Source organism: Anaerosolibacter carboniphilus (assembly GCF_014205875.1).
Classification (GTDB): Bacteria; Bacillota; Clostridia; order Peptostreptococcales; family Thermotaleaceae; genus Anaerosolibacter; species Anaerosolibacter carboniphilus.
In genome coordinates, this window is the sequence record NZ_JACHEN010000035.1 from 1 (window position 1) to 20,109 (window position 20,109).

The window sequence follows — 20,109 nt, forward strand, 5'->3', positions numbered from 1 at the left end:
GCGTTCATCCTGAGCCAGGATCAAACTCTCTATAAAAAAATTCGCGTTATGCTCATCGCAACCGCTCATGTCGCCAACGAAATTTCTTCGAGTAAAACTCTCGAAATTTCCGTTGCTCAAAATCAGCGTTACGCTAAGCGTATATATGCTGGCTTAATTCTTACACTGTGTAGTTTTCAAAGACCAAAGTTTATTCAACCTGCCGTCAGCGTGTGCCGCCGACTCTTAATACTATATCATAACTCTTATATTCTGTCAACCACTTTTTCTCTGGTAATTTTTATTACCTTGTTTTTCGTGACGACAAAACATATCTTATCATGTTTCTTGTCCTAAGTCAACTGCTAATTTTTCCTAGCTGCTGTTCCTCACCCCTTAAAAAGGGGCGGAAAAACAATATACCACATTCAACGTCATTGGTCAAGCAAGAATTATAGACCATATTATGGAAACCAGTCTCAGTTTATAGGATAATCTCATGCCTTATTACATTTGCTCTATTTATGATTGATTAATAGCTACATATAAATCAGTCAAAATTAATCCTCCTGATAGACATAGGAGGATTAATAAGAGTCCTTATATGAAGGTACTATTTATAAACCATTGCAACAATATGCTCCGCAGCGATCTTCATTATATTGATCACAGGAATATCAATAGAATCTTCCTGAAAAGCCAAGGGGATCTCCGTACATCCCATTATAATCACTTGGGCCCCATTTTCTTTTAAATGATATGCCGCTTTTTTTAATCTCTCACTAGGCTCACCACTGACATAACCTGCTTTAATCCCCATTGTGCCATAGACAGCTTCCATTACATACTTCTCTTGATGATATTCATCGGGATATATAAGTTGAAAAGAGTCTAGGGTTCTGTCTAATATGCCGCTATTCTTGGTTCCAGTGGTGCATAGTATCCCAACCCGTTCCTTATCCTTATGTTGTACTTTTAAATATTGATGTACTATTTCAGGTAAACTTAAAATAGGAATACGAATGTTTTGTTGCACTTCTTCCAAGAAGTAATGAGCTGTCACACATGGAATAAAGATTCCATTTACGCCAAGCTTCTCAAGGGTTCGTGCAGTCTTCTTCATCTCTTCAACAGGACTTATTCCTTTCCCTAATATAGCCTGTGTCCTATCAGGTATTTGAGGATTGCTATATATAATCGTTTTGATATGATCAGAATCCTTCTGGGCAGGCGTTGCCTTGATGAGGTGTTGAAAAAAATAGGCTGTTGCTTCTGGTCCCATGCCACCGAGAACCCCTAATGTATAGTCTGTCATCTCCATCCCCCTTATTTTGTATATATACTGATATTTTAAAATATTTTATCATATTCTATAAATTCTGCCTATTCCCTTCTTTTACTCATCGTATTCCTATACTATAAAAAAACGGATACTGATGATCCAGTATCCGCCATAATTTATAGTTGTTCCATACCTCTTCTGAAAGCTTCCAGATTAATGTCTACAAGCTGTTCTTTCACATTGTTTCTAATAACCGCTTCCCAGTTCACTTCATCTATGCCCATGGCTCTTGCCATCGCGCCAACCATTACAACATTCATAGTCTTCATATTCCCTAATTCCTTTGCTATGTCTGCAGCTTTCAGCACAGTAGTATTTGCTTTCTCTTTCAGTATATCTACCACAGTCGTTGGATATTTTGCAGTCCCTACAAGAATCGGCGCTGACGGAATCTCATAATCATTTACAACCACTTTTCCTCCAACCTTTAAGTGATCCAGCCATCTTAAAGACTCCATTTTTTCGAAAGAAACAATAATATCTGCCTGACCTTTTCCAATAATCGGAGAATATACTTTCTTGCCAAACCGAACTTGTGTGGTTACGCTGCCACCACGTTGTGCCATACCGTGAACCTCTGACATTTTCACATCATAACCAGCACTAATCAAGCCCTCAGAAAGCAACTTACTTGCCAAAATAATTCCCTGTCCGCCTACACCAACCAATAATATATTTTTAATGTCAGACATATTATTCACCCACCTTTTCAATCGCATCAAAAGGACATGCTTGAAGACAAACTTCGCAACCCTCACACATATCTGCATTTATGTTAGCTTTTACATCAAATGCAATGGCTGGGCAGCCTGTTTTTGTACAAATCCGGCATGATTTGCATTTTGCTTCATCGACCTTGCAAATAATCTTCTTCATACCAAATTTCTCAATATCCTCAGGTGATGGTTTTTTCAGTACACAAGGCCACTCCGTAATGATAACGGTCGGTTCTGTTGCTTTTAAGGCAGTATCAATCGCTTTATTGCAAGCCTCTAGTTCTAAAGGATTGATTACATAAATATTTTCAGGTTTTACCCCTATAGCCTCGCAAAGTTTAGGAATATGAATGGCATGGGTCTTATCACCCTGTAGCGTATATCCTGTGCCAGGGTTTTCCTGATGCCCAGTCATGCCTGTAATTCTATTATCAAGAATTACTGTTACTGCCGTACCTCTATTGTATACGATATCCATTAAGCTGGTTACCCCAGAGTGAAAGAATGTAGAATCTCCGATTACATTTACCACTCTCTTGTCTATACCATTAAATTGGAAAGCCTTCTGAGCACCATGTCCAGCACTGATGCTGGCACCCATACAGATTACCGTATCCATAGCGTTCAACGGCTCAGCTGATCCCAGGGTATAACATCCGATATCTCCACTAATCATAATATTCTTCTTTTTTGTTAACATATAGAAGAAGCCTCTGTGGGGACATCCTGCACACAAGGTTGGTGGTCGTCCTACCACCTCTGCTTCACTATATTGAATGATCTCTCTTGACTCTCCCAGGATTGCCTTAGCAATAATGTCAGGATTCAGCTCGCCAATTCTAGGAATCACATCCTTACCAATACAGGGGATACCAGCTGCCTTTATTTGTTCTTCCATATATGGCTCTAATTCCTCAATCACATATAATGTCTCTACTTGATCAGCAAATTCCTTAATCTTCTTCATTGGCAGTGGATACGTAAACCCAATCTTTAGGTAGGATACATTATCGCCAAAAACTTCTTTGGCATATTGATAGGCAACTCCAGAGGTAATGATGCCAATCTTTTTGTCGTTCCATTCAATTCGATTTAACTCCGTTTCATTACTAAAATTCTCTAATTTTCTTAATCGTTCTTCTACCTTTACATGAAGCACCCTTCCGTTGGCTGGTGTAGCAACATACTTGGGCACATTCTTTGTATAAGGCTTCATACCTATATTTTCACGATCCCCAAGTTCCACAAGACCCTTACTGTGGCATACTCTAGTGGTTACCCTATATAGAATCGGTGTGTCAAATTCCTCACTAATTTCTAAAGCAATCTTAACAAAATCTTTTGCTTCCTGACTATCACTTGGCTCAAGCATAGCAACCTTAGAGAATTTTGCATAATATCGATTGTCCTGTTCATTCTGGGAGCTATGCATACCTGGATCATCGGCAGATACAAGGATGAATCCACCATTCACCCCCGTATAGGCATAAGTGAACAATGGATCTGCCGCCACGTTTACTCCTACGTGCTTCATAGCTGCAAGGGATCTTGCTCCTGCAATGGAAGCTCCAATAGCTACTTCAAGGGCCACCTTTTCATTTGGCGCCCATTCTGCATATATATGTTCCTTATAGGGTCCAATATTCTCTAAAATTTCTGTGCTAGGCGTACCCGGATAAGCTGATGCAAAAGATACGCCAGCTTCATATGCACCTCGTGCAATGGCTTCGTTTCCTGTCATAAACATCTTCATTGTTTACACTCTCCCCAATCTTATTCAATTAAATCTACTGATTGGCAGCGATCACACTACCCAATGCAATAGAATTCAGTTTCGCTTCATGGGTATCTGCCCGGGAAACCAATACCACTGGCGCTTTTGCGCCCATGATAATACCTGCAGAATCTGCATTGGCAAAATAGGTTAAAGCCTTTCCAATGCCATTTCCCACTTCAATGACTGGCACAAGAAGAATGTCTGCATCTCCAGCCACATCGCTTTTGAATTTCTTTATTTCAGCCGCCTCTTTTGAAATAGCTAAATCAAAAGCCAATGGCCCATCTACAATAACCCCCTGTCCGAAAGCACCCGCTTCACTCATTTTCTTAAGTTCGTCGGCGTCTACCGTAGCTTGCATTTTGGGGTCCACCTTTTCTTTTGCTGCCAAACAGGCTACTTTCACAGTCTCAATTCCCATGGCCTTTGCAACTTGAACTGCATTTTTTGTGATTTTTACCTTTTCCTCTATTCCCGGTGCTATATTCATACCTCCGTCTGTTAAGAAAAGTAACTTGTGATAATTTTCCATACCATATACCATGACATGGCTTAATTGGCTATCTGTTCTTAGACCAATTTCCTTATCTAATACTGCCTTAAGTAGGATTGAAGTATCTAAAATACCTTTCATAACAAAATCTGCTTTCCCTGAGCTAACAAGTTCTACTGCCGTCCTCGCTGCTTCATCCAAATCTTTTTTGTCTATGATTTGATATTCGCTGATATTTAAGTGATGTTCCATTGCTATTTCATTTATTTTTTCCACATCGCCAACTAAGATCGGCTCAACGATACCTAGCTCTGAAGCATTGCATACAGCTACTAATACTTCTTCATCTTGGGCCGCAGCAACTGTCAATCTCATTGTTTTCTGATTTTGAGCAACCTGAATTAATTCTTGGAAATTTGTTATCATACTATCACTCCCATGTAAAATTTTTGTTGAAGATTACAATTTTTTAATAATATCAGGGCAAAAAAAACCCCTTTTTAGGTTGAACGCATTCATTTATAGTATAAAAATTCTGTTTTATTCAGAATAATTATACTATACTTAAAAACCGAATACTAGTATAAAGGGGTAATTTATTTAATTCATTTCAATGATTACTCCATGGATTTCAGCTTAGCTAAACACATAATGGTTATCTCATCCTCAGGGTTCTCCCTTATAGATTGTTCGAATACTTCTCTTGCTGATTTGAGATTTCCCTGCTCCATATAAACCATGCCCAAATTGCATAAGATCTCACTATCATCAGGCTTGAATTGAAGGGCCTTTTTCAAATATTTTTCAGCATTTATATAATCTTGTAAAGATCCGTAGCAGATGCCCAGTTCATTTAATGTATCTACTTGGGTAGGATTAATTCTAAGTATTTTTAGGAAATACTCAATGGCTTGATCATACTGATTTAATTGTCTATATCCCAGTCCTATAAAGAACAGAAGATTCCACCATTCAGCATGTTTTTCCTCCAATGGTATCAATTTTTCTAATCCTCGTTTAGGCTCATTATTTAAAATCAAACTATAGCCTTCTTCATATTGGATGTGATTTTTCAAGCTATCTAATTGTACAAGAATTTCCCTCTCTTTTTCTTCATCAATCTGTAACTTCAATGCTTTTTCCCAAGTAAGCTGAGCCTTCTTAAAAAGTCTCTGATTTGCATAATAGAATCCCAAATGATAATAGCCTAGGGCAAAATCAGGGTGTTGTTCAACCAAAAGCTCCAGAGCTTGGTGAGCTTCATTGGAAAAGTCTTGTTCCACATCTCTTTCTTGGGACTGGTAGGCGATATCCTGGCAACATCTGGCATAGTTGAATAAGCCATTAATATTCTCCTCATTGAATAGCATCAATGCTCTAAAATAAATCAAAGCAGTATAGAACTCTTTCTGATCAGCTGCCTTCAAGCCTTCATAAACGATATAATCCTCAATGTGAGCGTCGAATGCATATAAGAAATCCTTATATTCCTGTATGTACTTAAACTGATTATCCAAGCCAAGCAAAAGGATCATAGCCCTAGCCATTGCAGCCAGAGAAATCGTCTGTTCTGTCTCTTGCTTTTTTACAATCTCAGCAAGCTCATTCACCAATATAGGTACGGGTATTCCTTTAAGCATTTTATATTGTTCATTTTTCATCGGTGTATTTTCTTTCAGTTCTATAAACACAATGCGCTCCAGCTGATTCTTTAAATATTTATCTACTTGTTGAAACATATCGATCGCCTCCTATTCACCTATCGATTATATCCTATTTAGAGATTTTATAGAAGAAAAAGTGTGAAGAAAATCCCACCGGTGGGATTTTCTTCACACTTTATAATAATTTATGAAAAATAAGGTCATCTATATATATGCCCGATGCTTCGTCATAATGATGCTGATAGACAGACCCTGCAAAAGTAAAACCACAGGACAAAACTGTATTGATAGAAGGTCTATTGTTACTATATACATAAGTCCTCACTAACTTTATTCCTGCTTCCTTCAATCGTTCAAGGCTATATAGGGTTATATCCTTCGCCAATCTGTATCCCCTATGCTTTTTTCCTACTGCTGCTGTTAAATATGCAGCATGATTTTTGTTCTGTTTTCCTCGTATTCCTCTAAATACAGCAAGCAATTCCTCTTCTCTTAAGGCTACATAGACAAATACGTCCTCATCTGTTAACCAATCTTTGATTTCATCTGCAGATAGAATCTCTGCAAAAGAAACCTCCGCCTTTTCCATCGCCAATTCCTGAAACAAATCGACTACCTTTGGTACATCGTTTAAAAACATTTCTCTGAACACGATCTCCATTTTTCGTCCCCCTATTTCTTAATTGTCCTATTATAATTCTTCATTAATAGTTCTCAATTCACCCTTATCAATAATCTTCTTCTTGAAATACTCAAAATAGTCAAACTCACCCATTCGTAGAACTTTCACATCAATATTCGCTATGGAAATCTCAATTTCAGCAATAGAATGATTCCCTAACTTTGCCCCATCATAGGCAATCATAATATCCCGAGTCAATGATTTAATAATCTCAAACTTCATTTTTGTATCCAATGGTATGATCATTGGCATTTTAAGCGGCCTATTGATGCTGTTGTCATTGGGATGAATGGGAATCAACTGGTATACTGGCAGTTCTGAATGGGTAGCCACACCACCTGCCCAAATGCCATATCCCGTCGCACCCATTGGTGTTGTTATAATAAATCCATCTCCAGTAAAATAATTAAAGGGTCGCCCATTCATAAATAATTTGGCTTCCATGAGTTTCGGCTCTAAGTGCTTGATAAGAATCTCATTAAAGGCATACTCTTCAATATACTCCCCACTGTTGGTTTTTGCGCGCACTTTGATTAAAGGGTAGTGATGAATATCATATTCTTTTGTATGTAAAGCGTTGATAAACCTATCGAAGTTCTCTATTGTAATCGTAGGTAAGAATCCTAGAGTTCCTGTGTTGATTCCAACAAATGGCTTCTGTAGAAGCTTATATTGACGAATTGCACTAAGCATGGTACCATCTCCGCCAATCACGATAATCACATCAGGATCTTCCTCTACCAGAACCATTCCAATTCGATTTAATTGTTCCTCCAGGCGTTTGCGGACTGCCATACTCTCTTGCTTGTAATTCTGATGTATCAAAACCTGTTTCAATCGATCACCTATTTTCTGGTTTTAGATATGTATTCTTTATTATGGTACAAAATTCCTTTTCCGAATCATAGCTTTTACTTATTTTTTTGCACCAAAGTACTCCAACATCCGGTCAGCCTGCAAATATTGCTGGGCGAGAAGTGTCATGCCTCCAGTCATGATCGTAAAAAGTATTAGCTTATAATTCGCACCATAAAAATTGCTAAAATAGATAGGTCCAAAGGCAATGCCTAAAAAACGACAGCTGTTATACACTGCAGTAATCACGCCGCGCTTACCTGGTGGCGCACAACTGGTCACAAGTGTATTTAAGGCCGTCAGTGCTGTTCCTGTGACAATTCCAATAATCTCTAGTATAATCAGTCTGCTCATAAATGATTTTCCATGGGGAATCCATAGCAATGCTACTATACATACAAAAAAACTGTAAGTAATCATCCTTTTATAAATTCCTCTTTTATGTTGAAGATACCCGCCGAGCCAATAGGATACAATTGACATGGTTGTTACAGGCAGGGCAACGATAAAACCTCTCTTTAAAAGATTACTTTTTAGTTCTCCACCAAGGATATCAGAAATATTTGCTAAAATACCATAAAGGATAAACAAAATACCAAAACCACCAAATAAGCACACAACCAAAGAAAGACCTTTTGCTCTGAGAATCATCCATATTTCACTGAAATAAATGCTAAGATTTTTTCGTTCTGCATGACTACGCTCTTCTTTGATAACAAACCATATCAAAATAGCTACGGGTATCGTTAGAAATGAATAGGAAAAAAATATAAAATACCAAGCAATCATGGCAATAAGGGATCCTAAAATTGGGCTTAAAACTTTTCCAATCCCATTGGATGCCTCTATAATGCCTAATGCTCTGCCTCTTTCCGTCGTGGAAAACATATCGCTCACCAGCGCCATAGCAATAGGAGAAGTGCCGGCTGCCCCAAAACCTTGAATAATTCTTCCCAATATAATTATCTTATAGGGTTCTCGGGCGAAAACACTTGCAAAACCTGATATGAGTCCTCCAATGCCATATAGAATCAATGCCGGAATCATGACTTTTTTACGCCCAATTCTATCGGAGATAAATCCGAGAAAGGGGATGATCAGTGCTGCTGAAAAAGAAAAATAACTGAGAATTAAATTGGCTTCCAAACTGGTAATGTTCAGTTCCCTCTTTATGTCTGTCAGTACTGGAATAAGCATTGAATTTCCTAAAACCATGATAAAGGGAACAAAGGATAGCGCCAACATTTTAAAAGACTGGTTCTTTATCACTATTTTCCACCCTATTTCATATCTTTATATTTTGCATAAATACTTCTTTATTTTTTCCTTATTTATGCTATTTCATGTTGAATTTGTATCACATATTTTTTCTGGGTCTACAGATAATGAAATTAAGAGGTGATATAATGAAACATACAATTGTGGCTGTGAGAAAATTTCATGATGGCCGTATTCAAAGCGTAAAGTTTAAGGATGGAAACGTCCTGGATATTGATCGTGCCGTGGATGTGGCAAAAGCAGGACTAATTGATAATGTCCGTGTTGAGCTTGATCCTACCACAGGCATTGAGCATTTGGAGCCAATCTCGCCTTCAGGTAAGCATGAAAAACTTCAAGACTTTCCTGTATTTTAATTTATATAGTTCTTAAAATGTAAGCAGGTGACCCGATAGATCACCTGCTTACATTTTATTATATGTATTTCGCATAAACATTCTTTTTCTTCGAGAAGTCGTGCTAAGAATATTAAACAGCAATCCTCTATAGACCATAATAAAGGAAAGCAACAGCTGGCCTACCGCATATCCTATAATAGATTGGGTAGATAGCGCAAACAATCCTCTCCCTAGTATAGCACTAGGATTTAATCCAGAACCAGTCAGCCAAACGAAGGCACCTAGCAATATGACATTGGGAAGAAGCCAGTCTAACCAATTTTCCTTTATAAATTCAAAAGAATAAGTAAAACTATCTGCCACATGACAATGCTTTTGATAGATCACCTCTGGCAGACAATTCAATAGAATAAAAGCTGCAATCAGAAGGATCGTCCAAAGAGAAATAAAACCCAGTTGAATATTTAGTAGTGGTCTTAGAAACAAACCTGCACCATAATTGACAAACCAAATCACCACAAGGATTCCATAGATTTTTCCTGTATATACCTTAAAACCATTTTTAAAATCCTCAAAGTCGATTTTCCCATATCGAATAATGTTTTCGATAAGGTAAAGATAGTTAGAGAACAATGCCCCTTGCACGAGGGTAATAATGATTCCCGCTAAAATTGAGAACATAAACGCCACCCGCCATAAAACGCCTAAGATTATTGCATAAACAAAACCTGTAAAAATAATGGGCCAATTGTTCAATGTCAGTTTTATACCTTTAGGTATAATTTCTTTATTTACTCCAATAATATCTTGAATGATGTTCAATGTCTTCACCCCTCCAAATCAATTTTATAAACCTTGGACTTTGCAAACACCTTATGATCCAATTCATAATCAAAGAGCAATATTGTAGGCTCCTTTTCTACAGGTGTTTTCTCTTTCTCTTCAAAACTCCTCAAAACATCATATCGAAAGCTTTCAAAGTGCACTTTTTTGATGATCTGCTTCGCAGGTAATCCTTCATATTGCGGTAGGTATTTTATCACATTGCCTTGGTCTTGCAGAAACTGGTGTATTTTATTCCTAAACCCTTCTTCGTCTATTGGATGAAAGAAATGGGGAACTGTACTTTTCCCTTGTTTCAAATAATCAAGCTTTAGGAGTTCGCAGAAATAGTCCAATTCATCCCATTTCTTCTCAGTATAAAAATTCAATAATATTTCATACAAAGCGTTTCTTCCATGGGCGGTATGATGATATCCTCTTGCTTCCCAGAATTGACCTAAATCTAAATAAAAACTTGCTGGACTATCGTAGAAACGATTAAGAATGAATTCGATGCCATGATCAAATCCATGGGTATTATAATAATGCTCTACCATTTCCTCCATCATCTTTATATGAAGCATTTCTTCATAGGTTATATAGCGATTGCCCAGTACTTCATAGGGTGGCTCCTCCCGATAAGTGTATTCATGGAGTTTTTCATCCTGCCTAATTCCTGATCCCTTTAATAGCTTCAGAAATCCTAATTGTAATTTCTCAGGCTTTAAATGATAAACCTCATCAAAGGACAATCTAAATCGTTGGAATGTTTCATAAGGTAAGCCTGCAATCAAATCTAGATGGAGATGAATATTCTTATATCCAGCGATTATCTTTACGGTCTGACTTAATTTACCAAAATCCACCTTACGATCAATGGCCTCCATGGTCATATCGTAGGTCGTCTGCACTCCCACCTCAAATTGAAACAAGCCTTCCCTGACGCTTGATAGAAAATCTAATATTTCCTCATCCAACAAATCTGCTGTGATTTCAAAATGGAAATTTGTTATACCATTGTCATTTCTATGGAGATACTTCATAATTTCTAAACAATGTGATTTCTTTGCATTGAAGGTTCTGTCCACAAATTTTACTTGTTTCACCCGCGCAGACAGGAAAATATCCATGTCCTTCTTAACGCGATCTATAGAGAAAAACCTAACGCCTTTTATGGTCGATGAGAGGCAATATCTGCAATTATGAGGGCATCCCCTAGAGCTTTCATAATAAATAATCCTGTTATCATATCCCTCCAGTCCATTGGCAAAGGGTGATGATATTGTATCAAGTTCTTGCATCAATCGTCTTTCTTCAGTCATAAAAATCGATTCATTCATACGATATGCGATCCCTTGAATTGTTCTTAAATCTCCCTGCCTTTTCGTTAAATAACTTAATAACTCTTTAAATGTAACTTCCCCTTCACCCATAACAATGTAGTCAACAAACGGATTCATCTGCAAAAGCTCCTGGGCATCAAAACTTACCTCTGGCCCACCTAGGATAATTGTGATCTTTGGATTAATTTTCTTCAAATTTCTTGCGATACTCATCGTTTGAGCAATATTCCAAATATAACAGGAAAAGCATACGATCTCATGTTTTCCCTTATAGATTTCAGACAGCACATAATCCAAATCATGATTAATTGTATATTCTTTAATGTCTATATTTTCCACCATATTTTGACAATAGTTTCTTAAATATTGTAATGCCAAAGATGAGTGAATGTATTTTGAATGCAGTGTCGTCAGCAGTATTCTCATGTTTTTAATCCTTCCATTCCTTTGTCTTATATTTTCAACGATTATCCAAGCTTTTAAACACATTATAACACAAAGTACACCAATAAATACCAAGAGATAGGATCTTTCCTATCTCCTATAGCCTAAAACATGCAGGAAGCGTATTTTTTTAAAGGCATAATTAGATACAGGATAATCAATACGGTCAATGGTATGGGCTGCAATCAATATTTTTTCTAAGCTCCGTCCTCCTGGCAACACATTCACCACCACAGGAGTATGGTTGTATATCCCATCATCTTCAAAGTCCAGTTGAATTAAATCCCCCACCTCAATCCCATATATATCCGTTTCCTCTATCACAGGTCCTGCGGATTTGTTATACATCAAAAATTGATAGAGATACTTTACACTGGTCCAGGCAGGAGAACGATCATTTATGCTTCGATAATACCATCCATACGGACTGTAGTTCATGAAACATCCTCCTGCATGGAGTACTTGAGAAGCAAAATTTGTACAATCTCCACCCATCTTTTCAAAATCGCCATAACGAGGATTTCGACCCATCGCCCATTTCCGAGCATAGGCAACTGCTGCTTCACGGTTATATGGATAAATCATTCTATCACTCCTTCATCTTGCTTCTAGGTTATTCCTTATACTATATATGTTTATTAATATATCTTTCAAAATGACCTCTTATTGTAAACAATTCTGTTAATTGTTTTTTAACATAATCATAACAGAAGTTACATTTCATCCCTTCCATCTCCATGGGAAAATGATAGTGTAAATAATTTGTTTCAGATCATCCGTGAAAGGTTGTGGTCTCTTGTTGATCCAAAGTCATAAAATGATCTCCGAGTATCTTCACAACAATATTCAAAAACACTGGGGAATTACCTTAAGTAAAAACTATTTAATTTATGGGAGTATTAAACCTGACCTCACACCTAGGCTGATGAAAATTTCCCACTACCCTGATGAGTCTTTAGATTTTCTTTGTAACGAAATCTATCGACTTGCCTCAACGCCAATTTCTCTAACCACAACAGGCATCAAGGATTTGTCTATCCAATTAGGTGTGACTACCCATTTCATCGCTGATTTTTTCTGTCAGGCTCATAACAATAAACAACAATTCAGGAACAATCTATTAGAGCATCTGATTTATGAAAATGCTCTTCATGGTCATTTTAAAAATGCTTATCACCTTCCCACAAGATTGACTAAATATACTTGTACAATGAATCAAGGTCTTATGACAATCCATGATATTTTTCAAGACTTAATGGGCATGTATATAAACAATGGGCACGGCTTTGAAAATGATATCTATTATTCATTAAAGGCTACAGCATCGATTACTCATTTCATACTGCACAATGCACTGCAATCAAAAAGACAATCACTTTCCGAAAAGGTGGCCTAAGCAATACCTAGAACTATCCCATATAAAATAAATTTCTATCAAAGCATAAAATTTCTTTGAAAAATATGGTATAATAGATAAAAGATGGTTTTAGGGGGTAGCTCAATATGGCAATTATGTCTTCAAAACAGCTTAGGCATACATTCTGTATGGAGGAACTGCGCAAGATCGGGGCACAGGTAATCAATGTTCAAGGAATCAAGTTTTATGTAAAATATACGATTGATAATCTGAACATTGAATATATCTATCATGTTAATCCTGATGATACCTATTTACTAGAACGTATCAAACCATATTTGCTCATCGTTGGAGTATATCCTACAGAAGAAGAAATTGTTACTCTTATAAAATTTGATATAGACCAATTTAAAAATGCAATGAAGAGTAAGAATTTTAATGATTTCGTGGCTATTGATCGAGATCTAACCGATATTGTACGATATTTCGAAGACTTATATCTGTACTATAATATCGATCGGGAAGACCTAACCTTGATGAAAGAAGAAATCAATCATGTGGTAGATCTAATTCAACAAATTAAAAATCGGAGCGATCGTGTTTATTATAAAAAAGATCCTGATAGCCTTCGAGAGTAAGGAGATGATAGTCATTTCCTTACTCTTTTGTTTGGATACATTTGGAATATATTTTGTAAAACATTTTATCATTTCTTGAAGGTTTTAGGCGATTTTTATCGAATATTTGAATATAACATGCTTAAGTAAGAAAGGTGGTTTATATGGAACAGTTTGACAGAATATCGATTCAAGAGATTTCCAAGACAGATATGTTAATGATTATTAAGGCCCTTGAATATACAGGTGAAAATACAAATATCCCTTCCTTCATTAGTCTTAAAAATAGTATTGTAAAACAGTTGAGCGAGTTAGCTGAAACAACAGAAGAAGAATTTTTATTGTACCTTCAGAAAAAGTAAAATTTATTTTGCTTAAACTGATTTTAAACAAAATAATAATCACAGCCCCCTGAAGGTGGCTGTGATTTCTATTTTAAACGGTGCTACTATAACCTTCTAAAAAATTCATCTCTATAGTCTTCCCCGTTCTCCATTGCTTTTTCAAGGCAGAACAGCAACTTTCTTTGATCTTGAGGCAAAATGCCATGTAAGGAGACATAATTCGATGGATGATTGCTTCGGAGCATACAATTCCCCACTTGAAGTCCCCCAATAAATAGATGGGTTTCCCTCATGATTTCTTCGGGGGTTAACAGCTGGAATGTGCCCTCTTGGACTTGATTGTATAGTTCAGTTCCTTCTTCAATCAGCAGCGTTAACAATCCTAAATATTGAGGATTAATAGCATTGATGACATGGGCTGATTCAATGGCATGCTCCCTCCACTTTTCTATACCGCCCAAGCCTGAGATGACAGTTGCTGATAGGGCAATGCCCGATTCAATAATTTTTCTTCCAGCCTCAATCATTTCTTCCGATGTTACACCTTTTTTTATGGCTTTCAGTATTTCGTTACTGCCCGATTCGATTCCCAAATAGGCAATGCCTAACCCCAGTTCCTTTAGTGTCTTTAATTCCTCTTTGCTTTTTCTGAGTATATCCTTCGGCGCGCTATAAATGCCAACGCGTTCACACTCAGGAAACAATTCATGTATTCTCATGAGAATCACTTTTAAGTCCTCAGTTCTCAACACCAAAGCATTGCCGTCAGCCAAAAATACTCTTTTTACAGACTTATAATGGCCCCTTGCAGTTTCTAAATCTCTTATAACTTCATGAACTGGTCGAATCCTAAATTTCTTTCCCTTATACATGCTGCAAAAAGTGCATTGATTATGGGAACACCCTATGGTTACTTGAACAATCAAGCTATAGGCCTCACTGGGCGGTCTGTATATCGTTCCTTCATAGCGCATGTTACTCACTCCTCTGTTTATAGTGGAAGTAGTCAGCTGACAAAAGCCAGCTGACTACTGAATATACTTACATTTTCTCTGGAGCCGCAACACCAAGGAGTGCCAATCCATTCTGAATCGTTTGTTTTACTGCATAAACTAGGGCAACTCTTGACTTCTGTAGGGCTTTGTCTTCCACAATAATCGGACAATCATGATAGAACTTATTGAATCCCTGAGCAATATCTACAATATGCCTTGAAATGATGGCAGGCTCATATTTTCTTGCCGCATCTTCAACAATGGTCGGGAACTGCTGAATCAATCTCACCAAGTTCATTGCATCTTCATTGGCTAACAAACTATAGTCAACCTTTGTATTTACTTCTACTTCAGCCTTTCGCAATATACTTGCTGCTCGCGCATGGGTATATTGAACATAAGGTCCTGTCTCGCCATCAAAAGATAAAGTTTTATCCCAAGAGAATACATAATCCTTGATTCGACTATTCGATAGTTCTTGGAATACGACAGCACCAATTCCGACTTGCTTCGCCACCTCATCTTTGTTCTCAAGATTTGGATTTTTTGCACTGATGATTTCTTTCGTTTGCTCCACAGCCTTATTAAGAACATCCTCAAGGAATACAACTCTTCCCTTTCTTGTAGACATAGTACCCTCTTCAAGGCTAACCATACCAAAAGGCACGTGAACACAGTCCTTAGCCCATTCATTTCCCATGAGCTCAATGATCTTCATCCATTGCTGGAAGTGAAGGATTTGCTGAGATCCTACTACATATACGTTTTTATAGAAATCATAATGTTCCTTTCGATAGATAGCAGCCGCAATATCCCTTGTGATATAAAGGGTAGAACCATCACTTTTTCGAATCAAGGCCGGCGGCATTCCATGGGGCTCTAGATCCACAATCTCTGCTCCTTTAGACTCCTTCAACAGCCCTTTTCCCTCCATCAGTTCCAACACCCTTGGCATTTTATCGGAATAAAAGCTTTCCCCCGCATAAGAATCAAACTTGATGCCTAGCATATCATATACTCGACCAAATTCCTTCAGGCTCTCATCTCTGAACCATTGCCACAATTTCAGTGCTTCTTCATCCCCATCCTCTAGCTTCTTAAACCACGCTCTTGCCTCATCCTCCAGTTCTGGTCTTTTCTCAGCCTCTTCATGGAATTTCACATAAAGCTTTAATAACGCAGGAATCGGTTCTGCTTCAACTTCCTTTGCATCTCCCCAATTATTAAAGGCAACAATTAGTTTACCGAACTGTGTTCCATAATCTCCAAGATGATTGATTGTAACCACATCATATCCAAGATACTCAAAGATATTGGCGATGGCATGACCGATCACGGTCGTTCGGATATGCCCGATGTGGAATGGCTTTGCAATGTTTGGTGAAGAGTATTCCACAATTACCTTCTTGTTCTCACCCATATCTGATGCGCCAAATTTCTCTTTTTTATCAAACACCTCCCCAATGACGGATTGAGCAAAGATGCTTTTGTTAATAAAGAAATTTACATAGGCAGCTGCATTTTCAACTTTCTCAAACAGTTCGATATCTCCTAGCTTTTCCGCAATTTCCTGAGCAATGAGATTTGGAGACTTTCTAAACTCCTTTGCCAATTTGAAACAGGGAAAAGCAAAGTCTCCCATCTGTGGATTTGGTGGAATCTCAATCATCTCCATTACTTGGTTAAACTCCAACTGCCCTGTTTTATCTACGAGGGCTTGCGCAATTTCCTTTTTAAAGTTAATCATATTCTATCTCCTCCAAAAATAAAATAAAAAAACCCCCATCTCCTTTATGCAAGAGACGAGAGTTATATCCCGTGTTACCACTCTTATTGATACAAATTGTATCCACTCTACACCCCGTTAACGGTGGGTATCCGTTTTACCTACTGGCTTTCAGTAAAAATCTCCGAGGTGCGCTTCAATCAAAGCTGTATATCGGACTTCCACCAACTCCGACTCGCTAAAATACTATGCCCAGATCTACTGTCCTCATCACAGATTTATATCTCATTATTGAGTATTAATGTATCATATATTTTTTACCAAATCAAGTTTTTTTATAAGCTTTTTTCATTTTCCCTAGCTTCTATGTGTTACAATAGAATAAATACAAAATTTGGAGGGTTTTTCTTGCTTGTAAAAACAACCGCGCTATTAATGAAATCCTTTATAGAACGAAAAGAGTTTTTTCTCTATCCGTATGGTTCCATCGAAGCCATTACTGATATTGTGCTGCATAAGCAGTTATGGTTTAAAGAATTTTTTATAGAGTTTATTGATGACCCTGAATTTCTGCAGAGTCCTCTGGAACATCAGAAGAATAGGATTTATCCATCCATTAAGGAGATTCAATTACGCAATCGTTATAAAAAGCTATTTTTTTATAAAATTCTACTGGTCGAACAAATCGAACATGAGGAACAACTGAATCAATTAAAAGAGCTTCATCAATGGATTTCAGAAGAGAAGGTCAACTTTCATCTCATTGTGCTAGACTTATCTACTCTGCAAGTTATTTATCACCAGTCAAACTTTGAGGATGATGAAAATATTCTTCCATCCATCCAGACATGGCTTCCCCAGGTCCCTGTTGAAAATTTGGATAGCATCGATTTGTTGGACATAGAGAGAACGACAAAACAGACAAAGGGTTATTTCTTCCCTAAAAAAAGATTCTATTTTACAAATGTGCTCTTAGCTATCAATGTTCTAATTTTCATTTATATGTCCATTACTGGAAGCACTACAGATTCTGAATACTTAATCGCCTTTGGCGCAAAATATAACCCGCTCATTGCAGCAGGTGAATATTACCGTCTGTTTACCAGCATGTTTCTTCATATTGGTAGTCCTCATTTGATGTTTAATAGCTATGCATTATATATGTTGGGAAAAGATGTGGAGGCTATTTATGGTACATTTAAGTTTCTTATCATTTACGTATTAGCAGGACTTTTTGGCAGTCTTGGCAGCTTCTTATTCAGTCATGCCGTTTCTGCTGGGGCATCTGGTGCCATCTTTGGTCTTATAGGCGCCTATATGTACTTTGGTGTACGCAGACCTGCTATCTTTTCAGCACGATATGGTCTGAATCTTGTATCAATGCTGGTAATCAATATTATTTTTGGTCTTACAGTTCCTGGTATCGATAACTTTGCCCATTTAGGAGGTTTTTTAGGTGGTTACTTATCCAGTTGGGCCCTAGGACTCCATAAAGAGAAACTTCTCCAAAAAAAACATATAGTTCCTCAGATGCTTATCATGCTTTTGATCGTGGGTTCCTTGCTAACGGGTGTAAAAATACAGCAGAGTACATGGGAATATTATTGGTATAAAGGTGTAAAGGAGCTTCAGCAAGACCACATTACAGAGGGTCAATCCTATCTTGAGAAAGGTGTATCCTTAAATCCTGAAGTAGGAGAATTCTACTATAATCTCGCCTATGTTCATTATCGAAAAGGTGATATTCCAACTGCTATAGAATATCTGAATCAAGCTATTTCTCTTGATCCCAAAGATGATAAGGCTCAGGAATTCTTACAAGAACTCATTCGTATTCAGCAATAGAACAATCAAAAAAGCAGCCCAACGGCTGCTTTTATCTACTATTTATCTGGATATAGTCCTTCCATATACCCAAATGGATGGGTCATATCAATACCATTGATCTTTTCAACGCTCTTGCCCTCCACAAGTATCTCTACTTCCTCAATTCCATCTAGTACAGTGAGGGTATTCACAATCGCTCCGATGGAAAGCAAAGTATCATTGCTGGTTCCTTTTTGGCCTACTAAAAAATCTTTAGACAAATTTACAATCACTTTTTGATTTTGCTTATCAATGGACAGTAGTTTCGTCCCCTTTGGTATTGGATTCACATAAGCTTGGAAATCTTTAAAATCAATTAATTCTTGAATGACAAATTTCTCAATAGAAATTCCCTTTAACCGTTCATCATTCTTTTTAATGCTATAGGCTTCATCTACGATATAGGGTTTATCTCTGTGTTTCAAATACAGCACATAATCAATTTCTTCCTCGTTTTGAATCTCTCCTGTGCCTTTTTCCTCTTGGCTGGTAGTTGGCGGATTGCTATTCTGAGGTGTTTTCTTCTGATCCCCTTTGCTGCACCCTACAAACAACATACTTACTACCAAAAGTCCCAATAATAAAAAGAGCATTCTTTTTTTCATTGGTATCCCCCTTTCTTGTCATTAGTACTCTTTCTCTATATATTCCCTAAAATCCTCTTCATCTAACACCAAAATTCCATGTTTTTTGAGTAAAGCTGCTGTAACACCGTCCCCATCGATCAACAACTTTTGAAAGCTTCCATCGTAAATTCTATTTTTTCCACAGGATGGGCTTCTAGCTTTTAATATAGCCTTTTTCACGCCATAAAGGGCTGCAATCTTCAATGTCTCCTCTGCCCCTTTCACAAAGGAATCCGTTAAATCCTCTCCCTCTTTATTTAAGACTCTGGCGCCTTTTTCCAATACTTTGCTTCCATCGCCATCCTTAATTTCACAGGGAATACGGGGTGTGGGTAACCCGCCCAGCTGCTCTGGGCATACAAGGATCGCCTTTCCCTCCTTAACTAGTTTTTCAATTTCATCTATTCGTTTACTGCCCCCATCATAGCGGCAGTCGACACCTACCAAACAAGCACTGATAAGAATCATAAACGCTTCCCCTCTCACTTCTTCTTTTTCTTGTTTAATATCTGGGCGATCTCATTTTGAATAATATGCTCATCCATAGGTAAGAGCGTTCTATTATCCCGCTTGCTCTTATAGTATTCTACTCCAGCAGCATGGGCTTTTTCCATGGCACCTTTATCATCAGGTTTTTTGGCTAATTCCCTAAGCTGAGCTTTATATTCTTCTAAGAGAACAAGATTTTGTTTCATTCTACTAATAACAATTAATATTGCCGATGCAACTCCTAGCAAAATTCCTAACATCGTCATCCATGAATTTTCCCAAACAGATCCCAGATAGAGTACAAAGAAACATAAAAGCAACAGAATAAATCCAGCCAATCTGCCAATCATTCCCCC

21 protein-coding genes and 1 other annotated feature are annotated in these 20,109 nt (G+C 37.5%); of the genes, 5 read left to right on the top strand and 16 right to left on the bottom strand.

Features of this window, described 5'->3' with window-relative positions:
- Positions 1-592: 592 nt before the first annotated feature.
- The 8 genes from cuyB to HNQ80_RS21400 form a co-directional block, all read right to left on the bottom strand.
- Complete coding sequence (gene cuyB / locus HNQ80_RS21365; protein ID WP_184312718.1) at positions 593-1,294, bottom strand: cysteate racemase; 702 nt, start codon at positions 1,292-1,294, stop codon at positions 593-595.
- Between the two features lie 143 nt (positions 1,295-1,437).
- Positions 1,438-2,013, bottom strand: coding sequence for an indolepyruvate oxidoreductase subunit beta (locus HNQ80_RS21370; protein WP_184312719.1), 576 nt, complete (start codon positions 2,011-2,013; stop codon positions 1,438-1,440).
- A gap of 1 nt (position 2,014) precedes the next feature.
- Positions 2,015-3,790: an indolepyruvate ferredoxin oxidoreductase subunit alpha gene (iorA, locus tag HNQ80_RS21375; RefSeq protein ID WP_184312720.1), complete on the bottom strand. Its 1,776-nt coding sequence runs from the start codon at positions 3,788-3,790 to the stop codon at positions 2,015-2,017.
- Positions 3,791-3,824: 34 nt separating this feature from the next.
- On the bottom strand, positions 3,825-4,733 hold the full coding sequence (locus tag HNQ80_RS21380) for a bifunctional enoyl-CoA hydratase/phosphate acetyltransferase (RefSeq protein ID WP_184312721.1): 909 nt from the start codon (positions 4,731-4,733) through the stop codon (positions 3,825-3,827).
- Between the two features lie 191 nt (positions 4,734-4,924).
- Positions 4,925-6,046: a tetratricopeptide repeat protein gene (locus HNQ80_RS21385; protein ID WP_184312722.1), complete on the bottom strand. Its 1,122-nt coding sequence runs from the start codon at positions 6,044-6,046 to the stop codon at positions 4,925-4,927.
- Between the two features lie 100 nt (positions 6,047-6,146).
- Entirely contained in the window at positions 6,147-6,632 is a 486-nt protein-coding gene (locus HNQ80_RS21390; RefSeq protein ID WP_184312723.1) for a GNAT family N-acetyltransferase, read from the bottom strand.
- A gap of 30 nt (positions 6,633-6,662) precedes the next feature.
- Positions 6,663-7,448, bottom strand: coding sequence for an NAD(+)/NADH kinase (locus HNQ80_RS21395; RefSeq protein WP_207727142.1), 786 nt, complete (start codon positions 7,446-7,448; stop codon positions 6,663-6,665).
- Positions 7,449-7,568: 120 nt separating this feature from the next.
- Positions 7,569-8,777: an MFS transporter gene (locus HNQ80_RS21400; RefSeq protein ID WP_184312725.1), complete on the bottom strand. Its 1,209-nt coding sequence runs from the start codon at positions 8,775-8,777 to the stop codon at positions 7,569-7,571.
- A 137-nt stretch (positions 8,778-8,914) separates the two neighbouring features.
- Between HNQ80_RS21400 and HNQ80_RS21405 the strand changes: the two genes are divergently transcribed.
- Positions 8,915-9,142 carry a DUF3892 domain-containing protein gene (locus HNQ80_RS21405; protein WP_184312726.1) on the top strand — a complete coding sequence of 76 codons (228 nt, stop codon included), beginning with the start codon at positions 8,915-8,917 and terminating at the stop codon, positions 9,140-9,142.
- A gap of 48 nt (positions 9,143-9,190) precedes the next feature.
- Here HNQ80_RS21405 and HNQ80_RS21410 read toward each other — a convergent pair whose 3' ends face one another.
- The 3 genes from HNQ80_RS21410 to HNQ80_RS21420 all read right to left on the bottom strand — a co-directional run bounded on the left by HNQ80_RS21410 (position 9,191) and on the right by HNQ80_RS21420 (position 12,318).
- Positions 9,191-9,946, bottom strand: a complete 756-nt coding sequence (locus HNQ80_RS21410; RefSeq protein ID WP_184312727.1) for a hypothetical protein — start codon at positions 9,944-9,946, stop codon at positions 9,191-9,193.
- A 5-nt stretch (positions 9,947-9,951) separates the two neighbouring features.
- On the bottom strand, positions 9,952-11,715 hold the full coding sequence (locus HNQ80_RS21415) for a B12-binding domain-containing radical SAM protein (RefSeq protein WP_184312728.1): 1,764 nt from the start codon (positions 11,713-11,715) through the stop codon (positions 9,952-9,954).
- A gap of 108 nt (positions 11,716-11,823) precedes the next feature.
- Positions 11,824-12,318, bottom strand: a complete 495-nt coding sequence (locus HNQ80_RS21420) for an amidase domain-containing protein (protein WP_184312729.1) — start codon at positions 12,316-12,318, stop codon at positions 11,824-11,826.
- Positions 12,319-12,529: 211 nt separating this feature from the next.
- Between HNQ80_RS21420 and HNQ80_RS21425 the strand changes: the two genes are divergently transcribed.
- The 3 genes from HNQ80_RS21425 to HNQ80_RS21435 all read left to right on the top strand — a co-directional run bounded on the left by HNQ80_RS21425 (position 12,530) and on the right by HNQ80_RS21435 (position 14,069).
- On the top strand, positions 12,530-13,129 hold the full coding sequence (locus HNQ80_RS21425) for a zinc dependent phospholipase C family protein (protein WP_184312730.1): 600 nt from the start codon (positions 12,530-12,532) through the stop codon (positions 13,127-13,129).
- Between the two features lie 107 nt (positions 13,130-13,236).
- A complete protein-coding gene (locus HNQ80_RS21430; protein ID WP_184312731.1) occupies positions 13,237-13,728 on the top strand; it encodes a hypothetical protein in 492 nt (163 codons plus the stop codon).
- Between the two features lie 143 nt (positions 13,729-13,871).
- Positions 13,872-14,069, top strand: a complete 198-nt coding sequence (locus HNQ80_RS21435; RefSeq protein WP_184312732.1) for a hypothetical protein — start codon at positions 13,872-13,874, stop codon at positions 14,067-14,069.
- Between the two features lie 86 nt (positions 14,070-14,155).
- Here HNQ80_RS21435 and HNQ80_RS21440 read toward each other — a convergent pair whose 3' ends face one another.
- Positions 14,156-15,025: a radical SAM protein gene (locus HNQ80_RS21440; RefSeq protein ID WP_184312733.1), complete on the bottom strand. Its 870-nt coding sequence runs from the start codon at positions 15,023-15,025 to the stop codon at positions 14,156-14,158.
- Between the two features lie 67 nt (positions 15,026-15,092).
- Positions 15,093-16,793 carry an arginine--tRNA ligase gene (gene argS, locus HNQ80_RS21445; protein WP_184312734.1) on the bottom strand — a complete coding sequence of 567 codons (1,701 nt, stop codon included), beginning with the start codon at positions 16,791-16,793 and terminating at the stop codon, positions 15,093-15,095.
- A 48-nt stretch (positions 16,794-16,841) separates the two neighbouring features.
- Positions 16,842-17,055 (bottom strand) — a binding site (T-box leader).
- A gap of 125 nt (positions 17,056-17,180) precedes the next feature.
- On the opposite strand from argS, the gene HNQ80_RS21450 reads away from it, so the two are divergent.
- Positions 17,181-18,617, top strand: a complete 1,437-nt coding sequence (locus HNQ80_RS21450) for a rhomboid family intramembrane serine protease (protein WP_184312735.1) — start codon at positions 17,181-17,183, stop codon at positions 18,615-18,617.
- A gap of 38 nt (positions 18,618-18,655) precedes the next feature.
- On the opposite strand, the gene HNQ80_RS21455 is transcribed toward HNQ80_RS21450, so the two are convergent.
- Genes HNQ80_RS21455 through HNQ80_RS21465 form a run of 3 tightly spaced genes read right to left on the bottom strand, consistent with a single transcriptional unit; the run spans position 18,656 to position 20,103 of the window.
- Entirely contained in the window at positions 18,656-19,243 is a 588-nt protein-coding gene (locus HNQ80_RS21455) for a GerMN domain-containing protein (protein ID WP_184312736.1), read from the bottom strand.
- A 21-nt stretch (positions 19,244-19,264) separates the two neighbouring features.
- Positions 19,265-19,732 carry a DUF523 domain-containing protein gene (locus tag HNQ80_RS21460; RefSeq protein ID WP_184312737.1) on the bottom strand — a complete coding sequence of 156 codons (468 nt, stop codon included), beginning with the start codon at positions 19,730-19,732 and terminating at the stop codon, positions 19,265-19,267.
- A 14-nt stretch (positions 19,733-19,746) separates the two neighbouring features.
- Positions 19,747-20,103 (bottom strand): hypothetical protein, encoded by a 357-nt coding sequence (locus HNQ80_RS21465; RefSeq protein ID WP_184312738.1) that lies wholly within the window; start codon positions 20,101-20,103, stop codon positions 19,747-19,749.
- Positions 20,104-20,109 lie beyond the last annotated feature (6 nt).

Bases quoted from the DNA above. Each gene is read 5' to 3' on its own strand.
- cuyB (WP_184312718.1), bottom strand. From the start codon at position 1,294: ATGACAGACTATACATTAGGGGTTCTCGGTGGCATGGGACCAGAAGCA.
- HNQ80_RS21370 (WP_184312719.1), bottom strand. From the start codon at position 2,013: ATGTCTGACATTAAAAATATATTATTGGTTGGTGTAGGCGGACAGGGA.
- iorA (WP_184312720.1), bottom strand. From the start codon at position 3,790: ATGAAGATGTTTATGACAGGAAACGAAGCCATTGCACGAGGTGCATAT.
- HNQ80_RS21380 (WP_184312721.1), bottom strand. From the start codon at position 4,733: ATGATAACAAATTTCCAAGAATTAATTCAGGTTGCTCAAAATCAGAAA.
- HNQ80_RS21385 (WP_184312722.1), bottom strand. From the start codon at position 6,046: ATGTTTCAACAAGTAGATAAATATTTAAAGAATCAGCTGGAGCGCATT.
- HNQ80_RS21390 (WP_184312723.1), bottom strand. From the start codon at position 6,632: ATGGAGATCGTGTTCAGAGAAATGTTTTTAAACGATGTACCAAAGGTA.
- HNQ80_RS21395 (WP_207727142.1), bottom strand. From the start codon at position 7,448: ATGGCAGTCCGCAAACGCCTGGAGGAACAATTAAATCGAATTGGAATG.
- HNQ80_RS21405 (WP_184312726.1), top strand. From the start codon at position 8,915: ATGAAACATACAATTGTGGCTGTGAGAAAATTTCATGATGGCCGTATT.
- HNQ80_RS21415 (WP_184312728.1), bottom strand. From the start codon at position 11,715: ATGAGAATACTGCTGACGACACTGCATTCAAAATACATTCACTCATCT.
- HNQ80_RS21420 (WP_184312729.1), bottom strand. From the start codon at position 12,318: ATGATTTATCCATATAACCGTGAAGCAGCAGTTGCCTATGCTCGGAAA.
- HNQ80_RS21430 (WP_184312731.1), top strand. From the start codon at position 13,237: ATGGCAATTATGTCTTCAAAACAGCTTAGGCATACATTCTGTATGGAG.
- HNQ80_RS21435 (WP_184312732.1), top strand. From the start codon at position 13,872: ATGGAACAGTTTGACAGAATATCGATTCAAGAGATTTCCAAGACAGAT.
- HNQ80_RS21440 (WP_184312733.1), bottom strand. From the start codon at position 15,025: ATGCGCTATGAAGGAACGATATACAGACCGCCCAGTGAGGCCTATAGC.
- argS (WP_184312734.1), bottom strand. From the start codon at position 16,793: ATGATTAACTTTAAAAAGGAAATTGCGCAAGCCCTCGTAGATAAAACA.
- HNQ80_RS21455 (WP_184312736.1), bottom strand. From the start codon at position 19,243: ATGAAAAAAAGAATGCTCTTTTTATTATTGGGACTTTTGGTAGTAAGT.
- HNQ80_RS21460 (WP_184312737.1), bottom strand. From the start codon at position 19,732: ATGATTCTTATCAGTGCTTGTTTGGTAGGTGTCGACTGCCGCTATGAT.
- HNQ80_RS21465 (WP_184312738.1), bottom strand. From the start codon at position 20,103: ATGATTGGCAGATTGGCTGGATTTATTCTGTTGCTTTTATGTTTCTTT.